General features: G+C 49.6%; 14 protein-coding genes. 10 read left to right on the top strand and 4 right to left on the bottom strand.

The genetic code is table 11. The features are described from left to right. The first annotated feature begins 146 nt into the window (after positions 1 to 146). Positions 147 to 2186 (top strand): transketolase family protein, encoded by a 2040-nt coding sequence (locus TBC1_RS05865; protein WP_062039720.1) that lies wholly within the window; start codon positions 147 to 149, stop codon positions 2184 to 2186. 16 nt (positions 2187 to 2202) lie between these two features. On the opposite strand, the gene TBC1_RS05860 is transcribed toward TBC1_RS05865, so the two are convergent. Further along, a complete protein-coding gene (locus TBC1_RS05860) occupies positions 2203 to 3258 on the bottom strand; it encodes an aldose epimerase family protein (protein WP_062039718.1) in 1056 nt (351 codons plus the stop codon). A 212-nt stretch (positions 3259 to 3470) separates the two neighbouring features. On the opposite strand from TBC1_RS05860, the gene TBC1_RS05855 reads away from it, so the two are divergent. The 3 genes from TBC1_RS05855 (at position 3471) to TBC1_RS05845 (ending at position 8391) form a co-directional block, all read left to right on the top strand. Continuing rightward, positions 3471 to 4631, top strand: a complete 1161-nt coding sequence (locus TBC1_RS05855; protein ID WP_062042824.1) for a galactokinase — start codon at positions 3471 to 3473, stop codon at positions 4629 to 4631. A 141-nt stretch (positions 4632 to 4772) separates the two neighbouring features. Continuing rightward, complete coding sequence (gene guaA / locus TBC1_RS05850; RefSeq protein WP_062039716.1) at positions 4773 to 6302, top strand: glutamine-hydrolyzing GMP synthase; 1530 nt, start codon at positions 4773 to 4775, stop codon at positions 6300 to 6302. Positions 6303 to 6327: 25 nt separating this feature from the next. Then, complete coding sequence (locus tag TBC1_RS05845; RefSeq protein WP_062039714.1) at positions 6328 to 8391, top strand: LysM peptidoglycan-binding domain-containing protein; 2064 nt, start codon at positions 6328 to 6330, stop codon at positions 8389 to 8391. Positions 8392 to 8415: 24 nt separating this feature from the next. Here TBC1_RS05845 and TBC1_RS05840 read toward each other — a convergent pair whose 3' ends face one another. From TBC1_RS05840 to TBC1_RS05830, 3 genes are read right to left on the bottom strand one after another with little or no spacing between them, the layout of a single operon-like run. Then, a complete protein-coding gene (locus TBC1_RS05840) occupies positions 8416 to 9243 on the bottom strand; it encodes a metal ABC transporter permease (RefSeq protein ID WP_062042821.1) in 828 nt (275 codons plus the stop codon). Positions 9244 to 9250: 7 nt separating this feature from the next. Further along, complete coding sequence (locus TBC1_RS05835; protein WP_062039712.1) at positions 9251 to 10006, bottom strand: metal ABC transporter ATP-binding protein; 756 nt, start codon at positions 10004 to 10006, stop codon at positions 9251 to 9253. Between the two features lie 5 nt (positions 10007 to 10011). After that, the gene (locus tag TBC1_RS05830) at positions 10012 to 10899 is read right to left on the bottom strand and encodes a metal ABC transporter solute-binding protein, Zn/Mn family (RefSeq protein ID WP_137305469.1); all 888 of its coding nucleotides are present in this window, start codon (positions 10897 to 10899) and stop codon (positions 10012 to 10014) included. A gap of 358 nt (positions 10900 to 11257) precedes the next feature. Between TBC1_RS05830 and TBC1_RS05825 the strand changes: the two genes are divergently transcribed. The 6 genes from TBC1_RS05825 to TBC1_RS05800 all read left to right on the top strand — a co-directional run bounded on the left by TBC1_RS05825 (position 11258) and on the right by TBC1_RS05800 (position 18282). Beyond that, on the top strand, positions 11258 to 11857 hold the full coding sequence (locus TBC1_RS05825; RefSeq protein WP_062039707.1) for a hypothetical protein: 600 nt from the start codon (positions 11258 to 11260) through the stop codon (positions 11855 to 11857). Continuing rightward, a complete protein-coding gene (locus tag TBC1_RS05820; RefSeq protein ID WP_062039705.1) occupies positions 11857 to 12699 on the top strand; it encodes a DUF2764 family protein in 843 nt (280 codons plus the stop codon). Before TBC1_RS05825 ends, TBC1_RS05820 begins: the two co-directional genes overlap by 1 nt. After that, positions 12686 to 14455, top strand: a complete 1770-nt coding sequence (locus TBC1_RS05815; RefSeq protein ID WP_062039704.1) for a V-type ATP synthase subunit A — start codon at positions 12686 to 12688, stop codon at positions 14453 to 14455. Before TBC1_RS05820 ends, TBC1_RS05815 begins: the two co-directional genes overlap by 14 nt. Continuing rightward, positions 14455 to 15774, top strand: a complete 1320-nt coding sequence (locus tag TBC1_RS05810; RefSeq protein WP_062039701.1) for a V-type ATP synthase subunit B — start codon at positions 14455 to 14457, stop codon at positions 15772 to 15774. The genes TBC1_RS05815 and TBC1_RS05810 overlap by 1 nt, the downstream gene beginning before the upstream one ends. 97 nt (positions 15775 to 15871) lie before the next feature. Beyond that, the gene (locus tag TBC1_RS05805; protein WP_062039699.1) at positions 15872 to 16474 is read left to right on the top strand and encodes a V-type ATP synthase subunit D; all 603 of its coding nucleotides are present in this window, start codon (positions 15872 to 15874) and stop codon (positions 16472 to 16474) included. 8 nt (positions 16475 to 16482) lie between these two features. After that, positions 16483 to 18282 (top strand): V-type ATP synthase subunit I, encoded by a 1800-nt coding sequence (locus TBC1_RS05800; RefSeq protein ID WP_172668840.1) that lies wholly within the window; start codon positions 16483 to 16485, stop codon positions 18280 to 18282. The last annotated feature ends 28 nt before the right edge of the window (positions 18283 to 18310 follow it).

Raw genomic sequence — 18310 nt, 5'->3', positions numbered from 1 at the left:
TTTAACCTGGCTGAGAATACCTTCAGGAAAACGTTTGCCGGATGGATTTTTCGCATTCATTTTATATTTCCCTTTGAATGCCTTAAGTTTGCCTGTCGAAAATGGCATGTATATTCTTTTGATAATAACCTCTATAACAGCAATTCATGAGCAAGAATCTTACCACTCTGGCTGCCGATAACATCCGCATCCTTTCTGCAGCAATGGTTGAGAAGGCCAGGTCGGGGCATCCCGGTGGCGCGATGGGCGGAGCCGATTTTATTCATATCCTTTACACGGAATATCTCAGGTATGATCCTTCGGATATGACGTGGCACATGCGCGACCGTTTCTTTCTCGATCCCGGGCATATGTCACCCATGCTCTATTCGGTGCTGGCCCTTTCGGGGAACTACAGCATTGATGATCTGAAAAGTTTCAGGCAATGGGGCAGCGTTACGCCCGGCCATCCTGAGGTGGATCAGGCCCGTGGAGTGGAGAATACATCCGGCCCGCTGGGTCAGGGACATGCCATGGCCATCGGCGCTGCCATCGCCGAGCGTTTTTTATGCGCCCGCTTCGGCGAATGGATGTCGCATAAGACTTATGCTTACATCTCGGATGGCGGGATTCAGGAAGAAATTTCGCAGTCAGCCGGCAGGATTGCCGGTCACCTCGGGCTGAGCAACCTTATTATGTTTTTCGACAGCAACGACATTCAGCTGTCGACCGATACCCATGTGGTTACCAGCGAAAATACCGCGATGAAGTATGAAGCCTGGGGTTGGAAAGTAATGACCATTGACGGAAATGATCATTCAGCCATCCGGGCGGCACTGGATGCTGCCCTGCTTGAGCAGGAGCGGCCTACCCTGATCATCGGGAAAACCGTAATGGGCAAAGGGGCGCTCACGGCAGATGGAGAGAGTTTCGAGCGCAAATGTGCCACGCACGGTATGCCCCTGGGCGAATCGGGCGCTTCTTTTGAGAAATCCGTCGCCAATCTCGGAGGGAATCCTGAAGATCCGTTTGCCGTTTTTCCGGAAGTTGCCGGATGGTATGCCCTGAAGCGGACTGAAAAGATTGCTTCGGCCGCCCAAAGGAAAGCTTTGCAACAGCAATGGGAAAACGAACATCCTGAACTTGCCGCAAAACTTTTACAATATCTCTCAGGAAAACTGCCTGAACTCGACTTCGGCAGCGTAAACCAGAAACAGGGAATTGCTACCCGTGCCGCTTCTTCGGCAATACTTTCATACCTGGCTCAGCACATAGGGAATATGATTGTTTCATCCGCCGACCTTGCCAACAGCGACAAAACCGACGGGTTCCTGAAGCAAACCAAAGCCCTGGCAAAAGGCGATTTTAGCGGAGCATTTCTCCAGGCGGGCGTCAGTGAACTGACCATGGCGGCCATCTGTAACGGCATTGCCCTGCATGGCGGGGTGTGGGCCGCCTGCGGCACTTTCTTCGTGTTCAGCGATTATATGAAACCAGCCGTCAGGCTTTCGGCACTGATGGGATTGCCTGTTAAATTTATCTGGACGCACGATGCTTTCAGGGTGGGAGAGGACGGCCCCACGCATCAGCCTGTTGAGCAGGAAGCCCAGATCCGTTTGCTGGAACAGATGAAAAATCACCACGGCGCCATGAGCCTGCTGGCCCTGCGCCCGGCCGATGCCGCAGAAACCTCGGTGGCCTGGAAACTTGCCATGGAGAATACCTCAACGCCCACCGCGCTGATTCTTTCACGGCAAAATATCAGCGATCTGCCTGTAGCAGAGGGGATAACGCCATACAATTCGGCGCTTCGTGCTGCAAAAGGAGCCTATGTTGTTCAGGATTGCGAAGGAACTCCCGACGTTATCCTGCTGGCCAGCGGATCCGAAGTTTCAACCCTGGTTGCAGGTGCAGCATTGCTGAAGGCTGAAAAGAATCTGAAAATCAGGATTGTTTCGGTGATATCTGAAGGCTTGTTCCGTCAGCAGGATCAGGCTTATCAGCAGCAAGTTATACTGCCCGGGGTCCGCGTATTCGGACTGACCGCCGGATTACCGGTAACCCTTTCGGGGCTGGTTGGTGAAAAAGGCAGGGCATGGGGCCTCGATCACTTCGGTTATTCTGCTCCGGCAAAAGTGCTGGATGAAAAGTTCGGATTTACCCCTGAAAATGTAGCCTTACAGGTAAAAGAATACCTGGGATTATAGCCGGCGCTTCTGCCTTTTACATACTGGCTCCGGCGCTGAAGCGGTAACTCGTTATACTTTCGAAAACCTCGCCCGGCCTCAGCAGGGTGCACGGGAAACCGGGATGGTTCGGCGAATCGGGATAATGCTGCGTTTCGATGGCTACGCCCTTGTATGGCCCATATTGCACCCCTTCGTGCCCGGTCAGGGCAGGTATATAATAGCCTGTATAGATATGTACGGACGGCTGGTCGGTGAATATCTCCACCTGCCGGCCGGAAACCGGTTCCGAAAGCACTGCCGCCGGAATAAGACCTCCTTTATCGTTGTCAAGCGCGTAACCGTGGTCGTATCCGTCAGGCAGCTGACCTATGTCGCGGCCAATGGTTTTGGGCTCCGAAAAATCAAAGGCGGTGCCCGTAATATCAATAATCTGCCCTGTGGGGATCAGGTTGTTGCTTTCTATATTTTTTTTGCTGAGTATCCTGAGCCGGTGATCAAGGATATCAGGTTGGCGCATATTCAGGTTAAAATAGGTGTGATTGGTCAGGTTGACCACGGTCGGTCTGTCGGTGGTTGCCTGATATTTTAAGGTGAGCGTGCCGGGAGATGACATGAAATAGGTGACCTTTACCTGAAGGTTTCCCGGGAATCCTTCCTCGAGGTGGGGGCTGAGATAACTGAGTTCTAGTCCGTATTTATCTTCCGCCATTATCAGCTGATGATTCCAGGTTCGCTTGTCAAATCCCCTGAATCCTCCGTGCAGGGTATTGCCTCCGTTGTTAACCGGCAAACGGACTCTTTCCCCGTCGATGCTGAATTCCCCGCAAGCGATCCGCCCCGCGTACCTGCCGGTAATACACCCGAAATAGGGGCAGTCGGTAAGATAGCGTTCATCCAGATAGGCATCTGCTGAATCAAAGCCCAGCACAACCTCGCCGGATTGTCCGTACCGGTCCGGCGTACGTATTGAAGTGATGATTCCGCCATAATTGCTGATGCTGACTACCGTGCCTTTCCCGTCATCCAGGGTGTACAGCACAAGGTCTCTGCCTTCTCTGTCGCGCCCCCATGGCCTGAACACTTGTTTCATAATGTGGTTTTTCAGCAAAGATAAGCGGTTGATTTTAATCACTAAAGTTCCGGAAAATTCTGAGCCTTCTTTGCCGGATAAAAAATGTCTGGCTGATATGACTTACTTTTACGACAGCAAAATCATTTCTTCAGCTGAGGAAGGATTCGTAAGATTTAAGAAATTTGTGGCTGGAAATCAGCTATCTGATTATTTTGAACAAATATTGTATCATGGACATCGATGTTTTAAAAGCAAGGTTTCTGGAAAAATACGGACCGGGATCCGTTCAGGGATTTTTTGCGCCCGGCCGGGTCAATCTGATTGGTGAACACACCGATTATAACGGGGGCTTTGTGCTGCCCTGTGCGCTAAGTTTTGGCAATTACTGCCTGATCCGCAGGACGGACCGGCCGTATGTGCGGTTTTCCTCCCTGAATATGAAATTTGAAACCGAAGTCAGCGTTGAGGACCTTGACAAACCGGTGGGCAGGGAATGGGTAAATTATCCGGTAGGTGTTTTTGCCCAGTTTCTTAAGAAGGGGGTACGTTTTGCACAGGGGGCCGATCTGCTTTTTTACGGAGATGTACCGGCAGGGGCTGGCCTATCCTCCTCGGCTGCCATCGAAGTGGTTACTGCTGTGGCCATAAACAATGTTTACGGAACCGGTTATTCAGAAATCGATCTGGTAAAGATGGCGCAAAAAGCCGAGCATGAATTTGCCGGGGTCATGTGTGGTATCATGGATCAGTTTGCCTCCGCCATGGGAAAGGAAGGGCATGCGGTTTATCTGAATTGCGATACCCTTGAATATGAGTTGGTGCCCTTAACGCTGGAAGGCGTGAAGATCGTGATTGCCAATACCAACAGCCCGCATAAGCTGGATTCGGGAAAGTATAATGAACGGGTCGGAGAATGCCGCGCTGCAGTTGCCGCGCTTCAGCCTTACAAAGCGATCCGCCAGCTCGCCGATATCAGTGTTGAAGAATTTTCAGGATTGAGTGTTCATATTCAGGATTCCACCGTGATGCGGCGTGCACGGCACGTGGTTTCTGAAATTGAGCGTACCCGCGCGGCTGTTGAATTTCTGAAAGCCGGAAATATTCAGGCTTTTGGGAAACTGATGATTGCTTCTCATGATTCCCTGCGCGATGATTACGAGGTTACCGGACCGGAGCTTGATGCCATGGTGGAATCATCTCTTGGCATTGAAGGAGTGCTTGGCTCACGCATGACCGGCGGCGGTTTTGGAGGGTGCACGGTAAGCCTGGTGAAAGATGAGGCAATAGAAGAATTTATCAGCCGTGCAGGTGCCGGATACAAGGAAAAAACCGGTCTGACCCCCGCGTTTTATGTGGCTGAAACCAGCGATGGCGGTAAACGCATCTGCTGATTGGTTGTGCAGTTTGACCGGGTTGACTTATACCGGTCTGAAAGACATAAGGAATAATCAGTTAAGGCGGCGCCCGTCAGCAGAGAATATTCAACCTGATGTCCGAAGGATTGTCTGAGTGCTTTTTTCTATCTTTGCGGCATGCAGGAAACCATTCTTATTCTCGATTTCGGCTCCCAGTACACTCAGCTCATCGCACGCAGGGTCAGGGAGTTAAATGTATATTGTGAAATTCATCCCTTCAATAAAATCCCTGAGATTACTCCGTGGATCAAGGGAGTAATCCTTTCGGGCAGCCCTTTTTCGGTGCGCGATAAGAATGCACCTTATCCTGATCTTTCACAGATCCGGTCCAAAGTACCCTTGCTTGCCGTGTGCTATGGCGCTCAATACCTGGCCCAGACGTCGGGGGGCGAAGTTATGCCTTCAAAAATCAGGGAATACGGCCGGGCTAACCTTGGCTTTATCGACATCACCAATCTGCTGATGAAGGGCTTAAGCCAGGGTAGTCAGGTGTGGATGTCACACGGCGATACCATTTTGCACAAACCTGATCATTTTAAGGTAATCGCCAGTACCGCTGATGTGGATATTGCAGGCTTTCAGGTTGAGGGCGAGCCTACCTGGGGCATTCAGTTCCATCCAGAAGTCTATCACTCAACCGAAGGCGCAGTGTTGCTGAAGAATTTTATTGTGGGCATCTGTGGTTGTCATCAGGACTGGACTCCGGCTTCTTTTATAGAATCAACGGTTGCAGAATTGAAGGCTCAGCTGGGCAACGACCAGGTGCTGCTCGGGCTTTCGGGCGGTGTTGACTCCTCGGTGGCTGCCGTATTGCTGCACAAAGCTATTGGCCGTAACCTGCATTGTATATTTGTGGATAACGGGTTGTTGCGCAAAGATGAGTTTGCCAGGGTGCTGGATTCCTATCAGCACATGGGGCTCAACGTGAAGGGCGTGGATGCTGCGGAACGCTTCCTCGAAGCGCTGCATGGTATCAGCGAACCCGAGCAGAAAAGAAAGGCCATCGGAAAAACCTTTATTGATGTATTTGACCATGAAGCCCACCTGATCAGTGATGTAAAATGGCTGGCACAGGGCACGATTTATCCGGATGTCATCGAATCCGTTTCGGTTAATGGACCTTCGGCCACCATCAAATCGCACCACAATGTGGGCGGGCTGCCCGATTATATGAAACTTAAGGTGGTTGAGCCGTTGAAAAGCCTTTTTAAAGATGAGGTAAGGCGCGTGGGTACCACCCTGGGCATTGATCCCGATATTCTGAACCGTCATCCATTTCCGGGGCCGGGTTTAGGCATACGCATCCTCGGGGAAATTACCCGCGAAAAAATCCGTATTCTGCAGGAGGCCGACGCCATTTTCATTGACGGCCTGAAATCTTCAGGACTATACAAGGAAGTGTGGCAGGCGGCCGTTATATTGTTGCCTGTGAAATCAGTCGGTGTGATGGGAGATGAACGTACCTATGAATATGTGGTGGCGCTCAGGGCCGTTGGCAGCACCGATGGCATGACCGCCGACTGGTCGCACCTTCCGTATGATTTTCTGGCAAAAGTGTCAAACGACATCATCAATAAAGTAAAAGGGGTCAACCGGGTGGTATATGACATCAGTTCAAAGCCCCCGGCTACCATTGAATGGGAATGATCCCCGTTCGTAAACACAGTGAACTATGGTCTTGAAAAGAACCTTCATCCGGCTTTTATTCCTTTTTTGTTTTATCTCCGGTCTCAGTGCCCAGGAAACAGGCGTTCGCCGGTCACAGGTTGTGGAAACCTACAGGGGAAAGCAGTACTATATTCATTTTGTTGAACAGGGGCAGACCCTTCATGCCATTTCACAGGCTTATCAGATAACGGTAGACGATATCAGAAAGGCAAATCCCGATCTCACTGAAGTGCTCCGAGATGATCAGATGCTGATGATACCAGTTAAAGAACTTCAGGCAGCGCCCGAACCTGTCAGTAAAACTGAAACTCCCGCAGATTTGCCGGTCCGCGACATTGTTGATGGGCAGAGATCCCACATCGTTGCACCCAAAGAAACCTGGTATGCTTTGGCAAGGCAATATAACCTTGCCGTTAAGGATGTCATTGCCGCCAATCCCGGGATAGATACCCTGCGGATAGGCATGAAGGTAATTATCCCTGAACCGGCGCAACCTGAAGCGCGCCCGGGTCTGAAACTCTATACAGTGAGTGCACAGGAAACCCTTTACGGAATTTCAAGGGCATTCGGAATCACAGTGGATGAACTGGTGGGTCTTAATCCGGTTTTGAGCAACGGACTGCAGACCGGGCAGGTGATATATGTCCCTGACAGGCAACCGGTGGTGCAGAGGCCGGCAGAACAATCCCGGAGCAGGAAGGATGGATACCTGGAACACAGGGTTGAACGAAAGGAGACACTCTATAGTATTTCTAGACGCTATGGCGTGGAGATGTCGGCCATTATCAATGCTAATCCCGGTCTTGGCGGATCGCTGAAGAAAAATGAAGTATTACTTATCCCATTGCCCGGTTCTGCACCCGCGGGAAACGTGAAAGTAAAGCAGGATTCTGTGGTTCTGGGCAGGGCAGTGCATGCCGAAGCGCTGCCTGAATTGCCGGCGATGAACTGCACTCCCTCTCATCCGGTAAAAAGGACTTTCAACCTGGCGCTCATGGTTCCCTTTGCCCTCGAACATGCTGACAGTGTTTACACCGGTGATCCCATGTCGCTGAAACTGCCTTCGGAATACCGTTCTCTCGATTTTATACAGTTTTACGAAGGTGCACTGATTGCGGTTGATGACCTGGCTGCCCATGGAATGGATGTCAGGCTGCATGTTTACGATGCCGATGCCGGAGAGGGTATAATAAAAACCAGAAGGATACTTAGCAATCCTGAAATGGAAAATATGGATCTGATCATCGGGCCCCTGTTTGCCCGAAGTTTTGAGTTGGTGGCTTCCTTTGCCGCAAAGCATGAAATTCCAGTGATCAATCCACTCTCACAAAGGAGCGAGATAATTGCCGGTAATTCCTATGTAGTAAAATCACAGCCTTCGGGTTGGAGCAGATATAATGGCACAGCTCAGGTGCTTGCCGGGCGGTTCGGTGATGCCAACTTTGTGGTAATGCGCCTCAATGATACCGAAAATGCCTCGATGGCAGGGGTTTTTACGGGTACACTCCGGAAGCTTATCGATGATCCCGCCGGGGTTAAGGAAGTTATTTACAGCAAGGGCCACGATGCCGGATTGATACAAAGTATGGTTCCGGGCAAAACCAATGTTGTATTGATGCTCACAGCTGATAAGGCGCTGATCCCTGCACTGCTCAGGCGGCTGAATGATCTGCGCGACAAGTATCAGATCGTGGTGGTAGGCCTGCCTGAATGGGAAGAGATGGAAATGGACATCAATTACCTGCATCAGCTGAATGCCCATTTCTTTACCCCCTGGTTTGTCGATTATTCCGATCCCGACGTGATCCGTTTTATCAGCAGTTTCAGGGAACGCTATATCGGGGAACCGGAATTGTTCCGCTACGCATACCTGGGTTACGATCTTACAGCCTATTTCCTGGATGCGCTCTATTCCTTTGGTCCCGGTTTTTTAAAATGCATTCCTGATTTTACTAAAAAAGGCCTGAGCAGTAATTTCAGGTTTCAGCAACAGGATGGCGGCGGATATGAGAATACCAGCATAACGGTATACCGCCTTACTGACTTCCGGAAAGAAACCGTTAAATAGGGATTAAGTCCTTAATTTGTAAAGTTAACCGATCTGCCGCCTGATACCGGCACTGGTTCTTGCAGCCTGAATGGCTTTTGCTATCCCAAATATGATTATGAAAGCGAAAATAATGGTAGCTCCTGACGGAATATCCAGGTAATAAGATGTATAAATGCCTGACAATGAACCAATAATCCCTATTATTACTGAGTAGATCATCATTAGTCTGAGGTTTTTGGTAAACAGGTTTGCAGTCGACTGGGGAATGGTCAGGAATGAAATAACCAGGATAATCCCGACAATCCGGATATTCATCACGATGGTCAGCGCTACCAGGCTGATCAGGATATATTTGAAAAGGCTGACGGATACCCGGTGGGCACGGGCATATTCCTCATCGAAAGCAATAAAAAGGATGATGTGATAAAACCGGATAAAAAAGAGTGCGATGATCGCGCTCAGCCCAAGCATCAGCCTGAGGTCGGTTTTTCCGACTGTCAGGATGCTTCCGAAAAGGTACGACATCAGGTTGGGCGCATATCCCGGGGTCATAAACACAAATATAATCCCCAGCGCCATTCCCAGCGACCATAGAATCCCGATGGCAGAATCCTCACGCACGTTGGTTTTACCCGAAACATATTCAATACCCAAAGCGGAGAGAACACTGAAAACCGCTGCTCCGGTTACGGGATTTAATCCCAGATAATAAGCAATGCCGATGCCGCCGAATGAAGCATGGGTGATGCCTCCGCTGATAAAAACCATACGCCGGGCAACGATGTAACTGCCTACAATTCCGCAGGTTACGCTGGCCAACAATGCTGCCCAGACTGCATTCCGGAAGAACTCGTATTCGAAGAGATGCAACATACTCTCAGTCATGGTTATGGTGATGTTTGCCAAGCACGGTGTGGGGCACCTCGCCGTGAGTGATCAGTTGTATCGGGCAGTTGTAGGCCGCAAGCTGACTCTGGGTGATGATGTTTGAGCGGTGGTAATGAAGGTTACGGTTTACACAGGCGATGGTTTTCACATAGGTTGTAATGGTGCCCACGTCGTGCGACACCATCATAATGGCCATTCTTTCATTCAGATGGCTCAGCAGTTCATAGAGATCATGCTCAAACTTATTGTCCACAAAGGTGTTAGGCTCATCAAGAATCAGCAGGCGGGGTTCCGAAATGATGGCACGTCCCAGAAAAGCGCGTTGCATCTGTCCGCCGGAGAGTTCTCCGATGCTTTTCTTCCGGAGGTGCGCGATACCCATCATCTCAAGTATTTCCAGTGCCCGGGATTTATCGCTGCGGGTAAACCGCCTCAGCCCCGAATTTGCCGACATCAGTCCGGAGAGTACAACCTCATTTACCGAAATCGGGAAACTCCGGTCGGTCTTACTGACCTGAGGAAGGTATCCGATCAGGTTACGCTGATCTGCACCGTAATAGATCACTTCTCCCTGCATGGGTGGAATCAGCCTGAGAATCAGTTTCACCAGGGTGGTTTTGCCACCTCCGTTGGGGCCGATCACCCCGATATAATCTTTCTCCTGAATGCTCAGACTGACATTGTGCAGTACCACTTCATTGCTGTAACCTGCACTTGCATTGCGTATCTCAACGATTTCCTGCATGGGTGTTAGGGCATCTGGCGGTTCGAAGCTGCTATTTTGCCGGCAATATCCAGCATGTTTTCCATCCAGTCGGCGTCAACAGGGTTGAACTCTTCAACCCTTGCATTCAACTGAGAAGCCAGAGAAAGGGCGCTTTGCTTGCTGAACTGGCTGGATACAAATATTGCCCTGATCTGCTTTTCGCGGGCGATCGTGATAAGTTTACTCATATATCGCGGGCTTGGCTCCTTGCCTTCCTGCTCAATGGCGATCTGCTCAAGGTTGTAATCCCGGGCAAAATAGCCCAGTGACGGATGATAAATCATGAATTCTCTGACCCCGGAGGCCTGGATTGTCTGCCTGATCTGCGCGTCAAGGGAATCAAGCTCCACCATAAAGCGGTTGTAATTGGCAGTAAAGTATGCTGCGTTCCCGGGATCCAGTTCAATAAGTCCTTTCAGCATGTTTCCAGCCTGGATTTTTACGGCCGAAACCGAAAGCCAGATATGCGGGTCCACGCCGCCGGGATGCACATGGTCGCCATGTTGCACTTCTGCGCCCCTGATCAGATCAAGATCTTTGGAAGTATCATATATCTTCATTCCGGGGTAATTCTGTGCTAACTTACCCAGCCAGTTGATTTCAAAATCCAGGTGGCCAAGTTTGAAATATGCCATTGATTTACCTGTCTCTGCCATCTGTCTGGAGGTGGGCTCATAAGTCTCATGATTGCCTTCCTCAGGTATCAGCACATTAACGGAAAACTTATCCCCTGAAATTTTCGTAATAATGGTTTTTTGTGGTAATGTACTTACAGTGATGATTTTCTCACCTTCGGATGTTATTGATTGATTCCGGCATGAGCCTGAAATCAAGGCAGCAAAGAGAATAGCGGCGGTAAAATAACGTTTCATGATGAGAAATTGCAAAATATTTTCCGGTTGTTTGATTTCCGGATACAAAACTACAACAAATCGGGAGAGCTAAACAATCCCCTGTGCCGAATGTTTGTAAGTAGGGGCGGGTAAGTTTGAACCTGCAGCTGGTGTCAGAATATGAACCCTGATCATTTTTAAGTCTTCATCATTTTTTCGAAACCGGGGATCGATGAATGATTGTTATTCTACTAACAATATCAGCCTTAGGTAAGTAATTAATAAATAGATTCTTAAAAATTCCTAAATTTTGAAAACCGTTTGCCTTGAAGCCGGTTTTAGTTTTTCAATTCAAAAAATAGCCCTAATTTTGCCACAAATTGATAAATAGTTGTTTATGGAAAATAAACTTCAGGAACTCACCCGGAAGATATACAACGAAGGCGTGGAGAAGGCGGAGCAGGAAGCCGCAGTTATTCTTGACAATGCCCGTAAGGAAGCCGCTGCATTAACGGCAAAGGCCAGGACTGAGGCAGAAGAAATTGTGAAACAGGCAAGGGCGAATGCTGATGAGATGCTGCGCAATGCGCAATCGGAGGTCCGCATGTCGTCGAAACAGGCCATTAGTGCCATCAGGCAACAGATAGCCGGGCTGATCACCGCAAAAGTGGTAGAATCGCCGGTGAAAGATGTGATAAGCGACAAATCCTTTATAGGCGACATCATCCGTAAAGCACTGGAGCACTTCAACCAGGATGCAGCCCTGATCCTGCCGGCAGCAGATCAGCAGTCGCTGGAGAAATATTTTGGAACCCGTCTTAACCAGGTGTTGTCCGGAGGCGTTGAGGTGAAGTTTGACGACCGCATCAAAGGCGGTTTTAAAATCGGACCCAAGGACAACAGCTATCTTATCAGTTTCACCGACGAGGATTTTCAGGCCTTTTTCAGGTCTTTTATGCGTCCGCGAACCATTAACCTCTTATTCGGGGGCGAATAATGATCAGGAATAATTATTACTACCTGGTTGCCGGACTGCCCGAAATCGCGCTGGAGCAGGGAAAGCTGCAGTTCGGTACGGAGCAGTTGCGCGAAGAATTGATGCATGGCCTCAGCCCCGCGGATTTTCGCCTGTTTGAAATGCTGTTTCTTTCAGAAGATAATTCCAACCTGCTCAGCCTGCTGCTGAAAGAAGACCGGCCGCTCTCCGCGAAGGGTATTTACCAGCCTGAAATGCTCGCTGCAGAAATCAGGGAGCCCAAAGCGCTGATGAATTACATGCAGTTGTTTATCGGGAGTTTCACTGCCGAGAACCGGTTGTATCCCAACCTCTCACTACAGAATGAACTGACACTTCTGTATTACAAAGAAATGCTGGAAGTGAAGAACGACTTTATGCGGTCGTGGTTCGGATTTGAGCTGAACCTGCGGAATGTATTGCTGGTGCTTTCAGCCAAAAAAAACGGTCTGCCGTATGAAAACCAGGTGATCGCTGCCAATGTGTTAGCTGAATCCATACGCCGGAGCAGCGCCCGCGATCTGGGGCTGACCTCGGAATGGCCATGGATCGACAGGGTGTTGCAGATTGTGGATATCCAGGATCTGCTGGCGCGCGAAAAAGCCATAGATCAACTGCGGTGGACCTTCCTTGATGAGATGAATACATTTAACTACTTCACGGTTGAAGTGCTGGTAGCATTCTACATCAAACTGGGCATCATTGAAAGGTGGCTTCAGCTTGATCCGGCTACCGGCGAAGAGTTATTCAGAAATCTGCTCGGGTCACTTCAAAACAGTTACGAATTTCCAAATGAGTTTAATATAAAAGATGGAAGAAAATAAAAAGACAACCGGAATCGTATCCGGTATTATTGCCAACCTGGTAATTGTGGAAATCAGCGGGCCGGTTTCCCAGAACGAGATCTGTTATATCAATCTGCGCGGAACCCGTCTGATGGCCGAGGTGATCAAGGTGCTGGGAAATAAAGCTTACGTTCAGGTGTTCGAAAGCACGCGTGGTCTGAAGATTGGCGAAAGCGTGGAATTTATGGGGCATATGCTTGAAGTAACCCTTGGCCCCGGTATTTTGTCGCGCAATTTTGACGGCCTGCAGAATGATCTTGATAAAATGGAAGGTACTTTCCTTCGCCGGGGCGAATACACAGCTCCCATCGACACGGATCAGGCCTGGGACTTTATTCCGCTGGCAAAGCCTGGTGATACCGTTGTTGCCGGAAGCTGGCTGGGCGAAGTAAAGGAGAACTGGATTGCCCATAAAATCATGGTACCCTTTAAGTTTGAAGGCAAGTACACCGTAAAGCAGGTGCAGCCAGCGGGTACTTATAAGGCTTCATCTGCCATTGCCGTGCTTACCGGTCCTGATGACCGCGATTACGAGGTAAGCATGGTACAGAAATGGCCTGTAAAAATTCCGGTCAAAGCTTACACGGATAAGCCCAGGCCTTTCAGGCTGATGGAAACCGGCGTCCGCATCATCGATACCATGAATCCGATTGTGGAAGGGGGAACAGGATTTATCCCCGGGCCTTTCGGATCAGGGAAGACCGTGTTGCAGCATGCCCTTTCAAAACAGGCAGAAGCCGACCTTATCATTGTGGCCGCCTGTGGTGAGCGCGCCAATGAGGTAGTTGAGATTTTTACGGAATTTCCTGAACTTGACGACCCCCGTACCGGCCGCAAGCTGATGGAAAGGACCACCATCATTGCCAACACTTCCAACATGCCGGTAGCCGCACGCGAGGCTTCGGTCTACACCGCCATGACCCTGGGCGAATATTACCGTACCATGGGGCTGAAAGTGCTGCTGCTTGCCGATTCTACTTCACGATGGGCGCAGGCGTTGCGCGAAATGTCGAACCGAATGGAAGAACTCCCCGGCCCCGACGCATTCCCTATGGACCTCCCGGCGATTATTTCAAGTTTTTATGCCCGTGCAGGTTATGTTTACCTGAACAATGGAAGTACAGGTTCCATCACCTTTATCGGAACCGTGTCCCCTGCAGGAGGTAACCTCAAAGAGCCGGTTACCGAATCTACCAAAAAGGCTGCACGCTGTTTCTTTGCGCTTTCGCAGCAGCGTGCCGACAGCAAACGCTACCCGGCAGTGGATCCCATCGACAGTTACTCAAAATACCTTGAATATCCCGAACTCCAGGAATACCTCGCGGAGAATATCTCTGAAGACTGGCTCGGCAATGTGCTGGAGGCTAAAAATATCCTGCTGAGGGGCAAGGAAGCCTACGAGCAGATCAACATCCTGGGTGACGACGGGGTACCCATCGATTACCACCTTCGCTACTGGAAATCAGAAGTTATTGACTTTGTGATTCTTCAGCAGGATGCCTTTGACAAAACCGATGCTTCAACTCCTATTAAACGACAGAAATACATGCTTGGCAAGGTGCTCGGAGTTTGTAACACTGGCTTCAGTTTCGAAGGCTTTGAAGAGGTCAATCCTTACTTCAAACGCATCATCAATGTGTTCAAACAGATGAACTATTCACTTTTCGAGAGTGAAGACTTTAAAAAATACGAAGCAGAGCTGGAAGAAATTATTAATGAAAGGAAAGCTGCCTGATGGAAACAAAAGCATTTCAGAAGATATATACCAAAATTACGCAAATTACCAAAGCGACCTGCTCCCTGCAGGCTACCGGAATCGGTTATGAGGAAATGGCCACGGTAAACGGTCGGTTGGCCCAGGTGGTGAAACTCAACGGCGATAACGTCACCCTTCAGGTGTTTTCCGGTACCGAAGGCATTCCTACGGATGCTGAAGTGGTTTTTCTGGGCAGACCACCAGTCCTGAAAGTAGGTGATGAACTTGCCGGAAGGTTTTTTAATGCATACGGTGATCCTATTGACGGTGGACCTGCCGTGGAAGGTGAGGAGCGCGAAATCGGCGGTCCTTCGGTGAACCCGGTTCGCCGCAAGCAGCCTTCAGAACTGATTGCTACCGGTATTGCCGGTATTGACCTGAACAATACCCTGGTTACCGGACAGAAGATTCCTTTCTTCGCCGATCCCGACCAGCCTTACAATCAGGTAATGGCGCAGGTGGCCCTCAGGGCAAAAGCCGACAAGATTATTCTGGGGGGCATGGGACTGACCAACGACGATTATCTTTATTATAAAAACGTCTTCGACAATGCCGGTGCCCTCGACCGCATCATCAGCTTTGTGAACACCACCGAGAATCCGCCGGTTGAGCGGCTGTTGGTTCCCGATATGGCGCTCACCGCGGCTGAGTATTTTGCTTTCGATAAAAAGGAAACCGTGCTGGTGCTGCTCACCGATATGACCCTATATGCCGATGCGCTGAGCATTGTGTCGAACCGTATGGATCAGATCCCTTCTAAGGACAGTATGCCCGGTTCGCTATACAGCGATCTTGCTAAAATTTATGAAAAGGCTGTTCAGTTTCCTGAAGGCGGTTCCATTACCATCATTGCGGTAACTACACTTTCGAGTGGTGATATTACCCACGCGATTCCCGATAATACCGGTTACATTACCGAAGGACAGCTCTTCCTGCGTCGCGATTCGGATATCGGTAAAGTGATCGTGGATCCATTCCGTTCGCTTTCGAGGCTGAAGCAGCTGGTAATCGGCAAGCAAACCCGCAAGGATCATCCTCAGGTGATGAATGCCGCGGTGCGCCTGTATGCCGATGCCGCCAACGCAAAGACCAAGCTTGAAAACGGTTTCGATCTTACCGACTACGATGAGCGTACCATGCGCTTTGCCAAAGAGTATTCCAACGAACTACTTGCTATAGATGTGAACGTTGATACCACTTTTATGCTTGATAAAGCGTGGGAGTTGTTTGGCAGGCATTTCACCAAAGCAGAGGTGAGCATCAGACAGGAATTTGTAGATCTCTACTGGCCAAAATAGGACATTGCGAATCAGAACCGGCTGAATCCGGTCGAATTTCAGGTAAAGCTGAGTTTTCAGCTATAGAGTGATCTGAAAATACCCGATTACAGAAAAGATGGCGATAAAATTTCAATATAATAAAACTTCACTGCAGGAGCTTAACAAGCAGCTGAAGGTGCGCGTGCGGGCTTTGCCGACCATCAAGAACAAGGAATCAGCCTTGCGGATGGAAGTGAAAAAAGCCAAAGACAAAGCGCAGGCGCTTAGTCAGAAACTGGATGAAGCGGTGGAAGGCTACCGGAGTATGGTAAGGCTTTGGGGAGAATTTGATGTAAGTCTTATAAAGGTGGACGATGTGGAACTCAGCATCCGGAAAATTGCCGGAGTGCGCATTCCGGTGCTTGATTCGGTTAAGTTCAGCCTGGGTGAATACAGCATGTTCAACAGCCCGTCGTGGACTGCCGATGGCATTGCCATCGTAAAGCAGCTGGCTTCCATTGGCATTGAAAGTGAGTTCTTTAACCGCAAAATGGCCTTGCTTGATCATGCCCGGCGAAAAACGACACAGAAGGTGAATCTTTACGAAAAGGTACAGATCCCGGGATATGAAGACGCGATATTGAAGATAAAGCGGTTTATGGAAGATGAGGAGAACCTTTCCAAGTCGGCCCAGAAGATTGTGAAAGACCGTCAGCAAAAGATGGAGGAGGCAGTATGATAGCCCCGATGAAAAAATATTCCTTCCTGGTGTTTCACCGGGAGTATGAGGAGTTTCTGCTTAAACTCCGCGATATGGGGATGGTGCACATCATTGAGAAAGAGGGCACGCTGCCAGATGAAATCAGGGAGCAGTTACAACAGGCGGAGCAACTCGACAAGCTGATCAGATCGCTCGAAAACCGTGGGGTAATAGCCGGGCCAGCAACTGCTGTAGAAGATGTTACGGTTTTACATGATGAGATCAACGGCATACTGAATAAGCAGTCCGCTTTGGTACAGCGTCAGGCCCAATTGAGAAAGGAGATGGCCGAAACGGAACCCTGGGGTGATTTTTCCACTGATATCATCCATAAGCTGGGAGCTAAATCCATCAGGGTCAGGTTGTTCATTGCTCCCATCAGATCATGGGATCCGGAACTGACCGATGATGCAGATATATTTGAAATCAGCCGCTCGGCAGGCATGATCTATTTTGCCTGGGTGGATACCGGTCTGCCTTTTCCTGCCATTGATGCAGATGAGGTGAGGCTGCCGGCGCATTCGTTAACGGAGCTTCATAAGCTGAAACAGGAGATTGTTGAGGAAGAGGCCGGGCTGAACGCCCGCCTGGATGAAATTGCAACCGGCAATCTTGACGCGCTGAAAGCCTACAGGCAACAGTTGATGCAGGATGCGGAGCTGGAAAAAGCTTTCTCAACCACTACTTCGGAGGCAGGCGATAAGCTCCGGATTCTTGAAGGCTGGATCCCCGCTGAAACCGCTGATGTACTCAACCGCTTCCTTGATCAGGAAGGCGTTTTCTACCTGAGTGAATCGCCGGTGCCCGGAGACTCAGTTCCTATCCTGCTGAAAAACAAAGGCTTTGCCAGCAAATTTGAGATGTTGGGTGAGCTTTATGCACTACCGGGTTACAAAGAGATTGACCTTACCCCGTTTTTTGCACCTTTTTATACCATTTTCTTCGGATTCTGCCTGGGCGATGCCGGTTACGGTGTGCTGATTACCATTGCCGCCCTGATTGCCAGGGCCAGGGTTGGTAAACAATTGAAACCTATAGCATCCCTGGTCTCATACCTTGGGATTTCGACCATTGTTTTCGGTCTGATCAGCGGAACGGCCTTCGGGATCAATCTTTACGAAACAAGTCTGCCGGGCTACCGGCAGTTGCAGCATCTTTTTACCGAAAAGGGAACGGATATCAACAGTCTGCTCTTTACCCTCTCACTGATTCTGGGCGGGATTCAGATTGTTTTCGGAATGGGGCTGAAGGCTGCCAATGAAACAGTTCAGTTTGGATTCAGGTATGCCCTGGGCACCATCGGCTGGATCATTCTCCTGGTGGGCCTGGCTGCCGTTTTCGGTCTCAGTAAATATGCCGGTATTCCTATGGAGACCCTTAAACCGGCGATGTATGCGGTGCTTGCCGCCGGCGGAATTCTTGTATTGTTTATGAATACGCCCGGAAAGAACCTGTTGATGAATTTCGGAATCGGTTTGTGGAACAGCTACAATATGGTAACCGGCGTGCTGGGAGACCTGCTGTCATATATCCGCTTGTTCGCTCTGGGTATTTCAAGTGCCATCCTGGGCTTTGTGTTCAACAGTCTGGCATTGTCCGTAGGGACCAGCATTATCGGAATAATTTTTATGGTCATCATCCTGGTGATTGGTCACAGCATCAACATTTTTATGGCCGGGCTTGGTTCCTTTGTGCATCCCATGCGTCTGACCTTTGTGGAGTTTTACAAGAACGCGGGATTCTCGGGTGGCGGCCGTAAATATCAACCTTTCAGAAAATTAACCTAAGTCAAATCAATACCTTAATCATTTAACT

This window comes from Lentimicrobium saccharophilum (genome assembly GCF_001192835.1).
GTDB classification, from domain to species: domain Bacteria; phylum Bacteroidota; class Bacteroidia; order Bacteroidales; family Lentimicrobiaceae; genus Lentimicrobium; species Lentimicrobium saccharophilum.
Note: the sequence above shows the minus strand (reverse complement) of the source record. Positions and strands in the feature narration are given on the sequence as shown.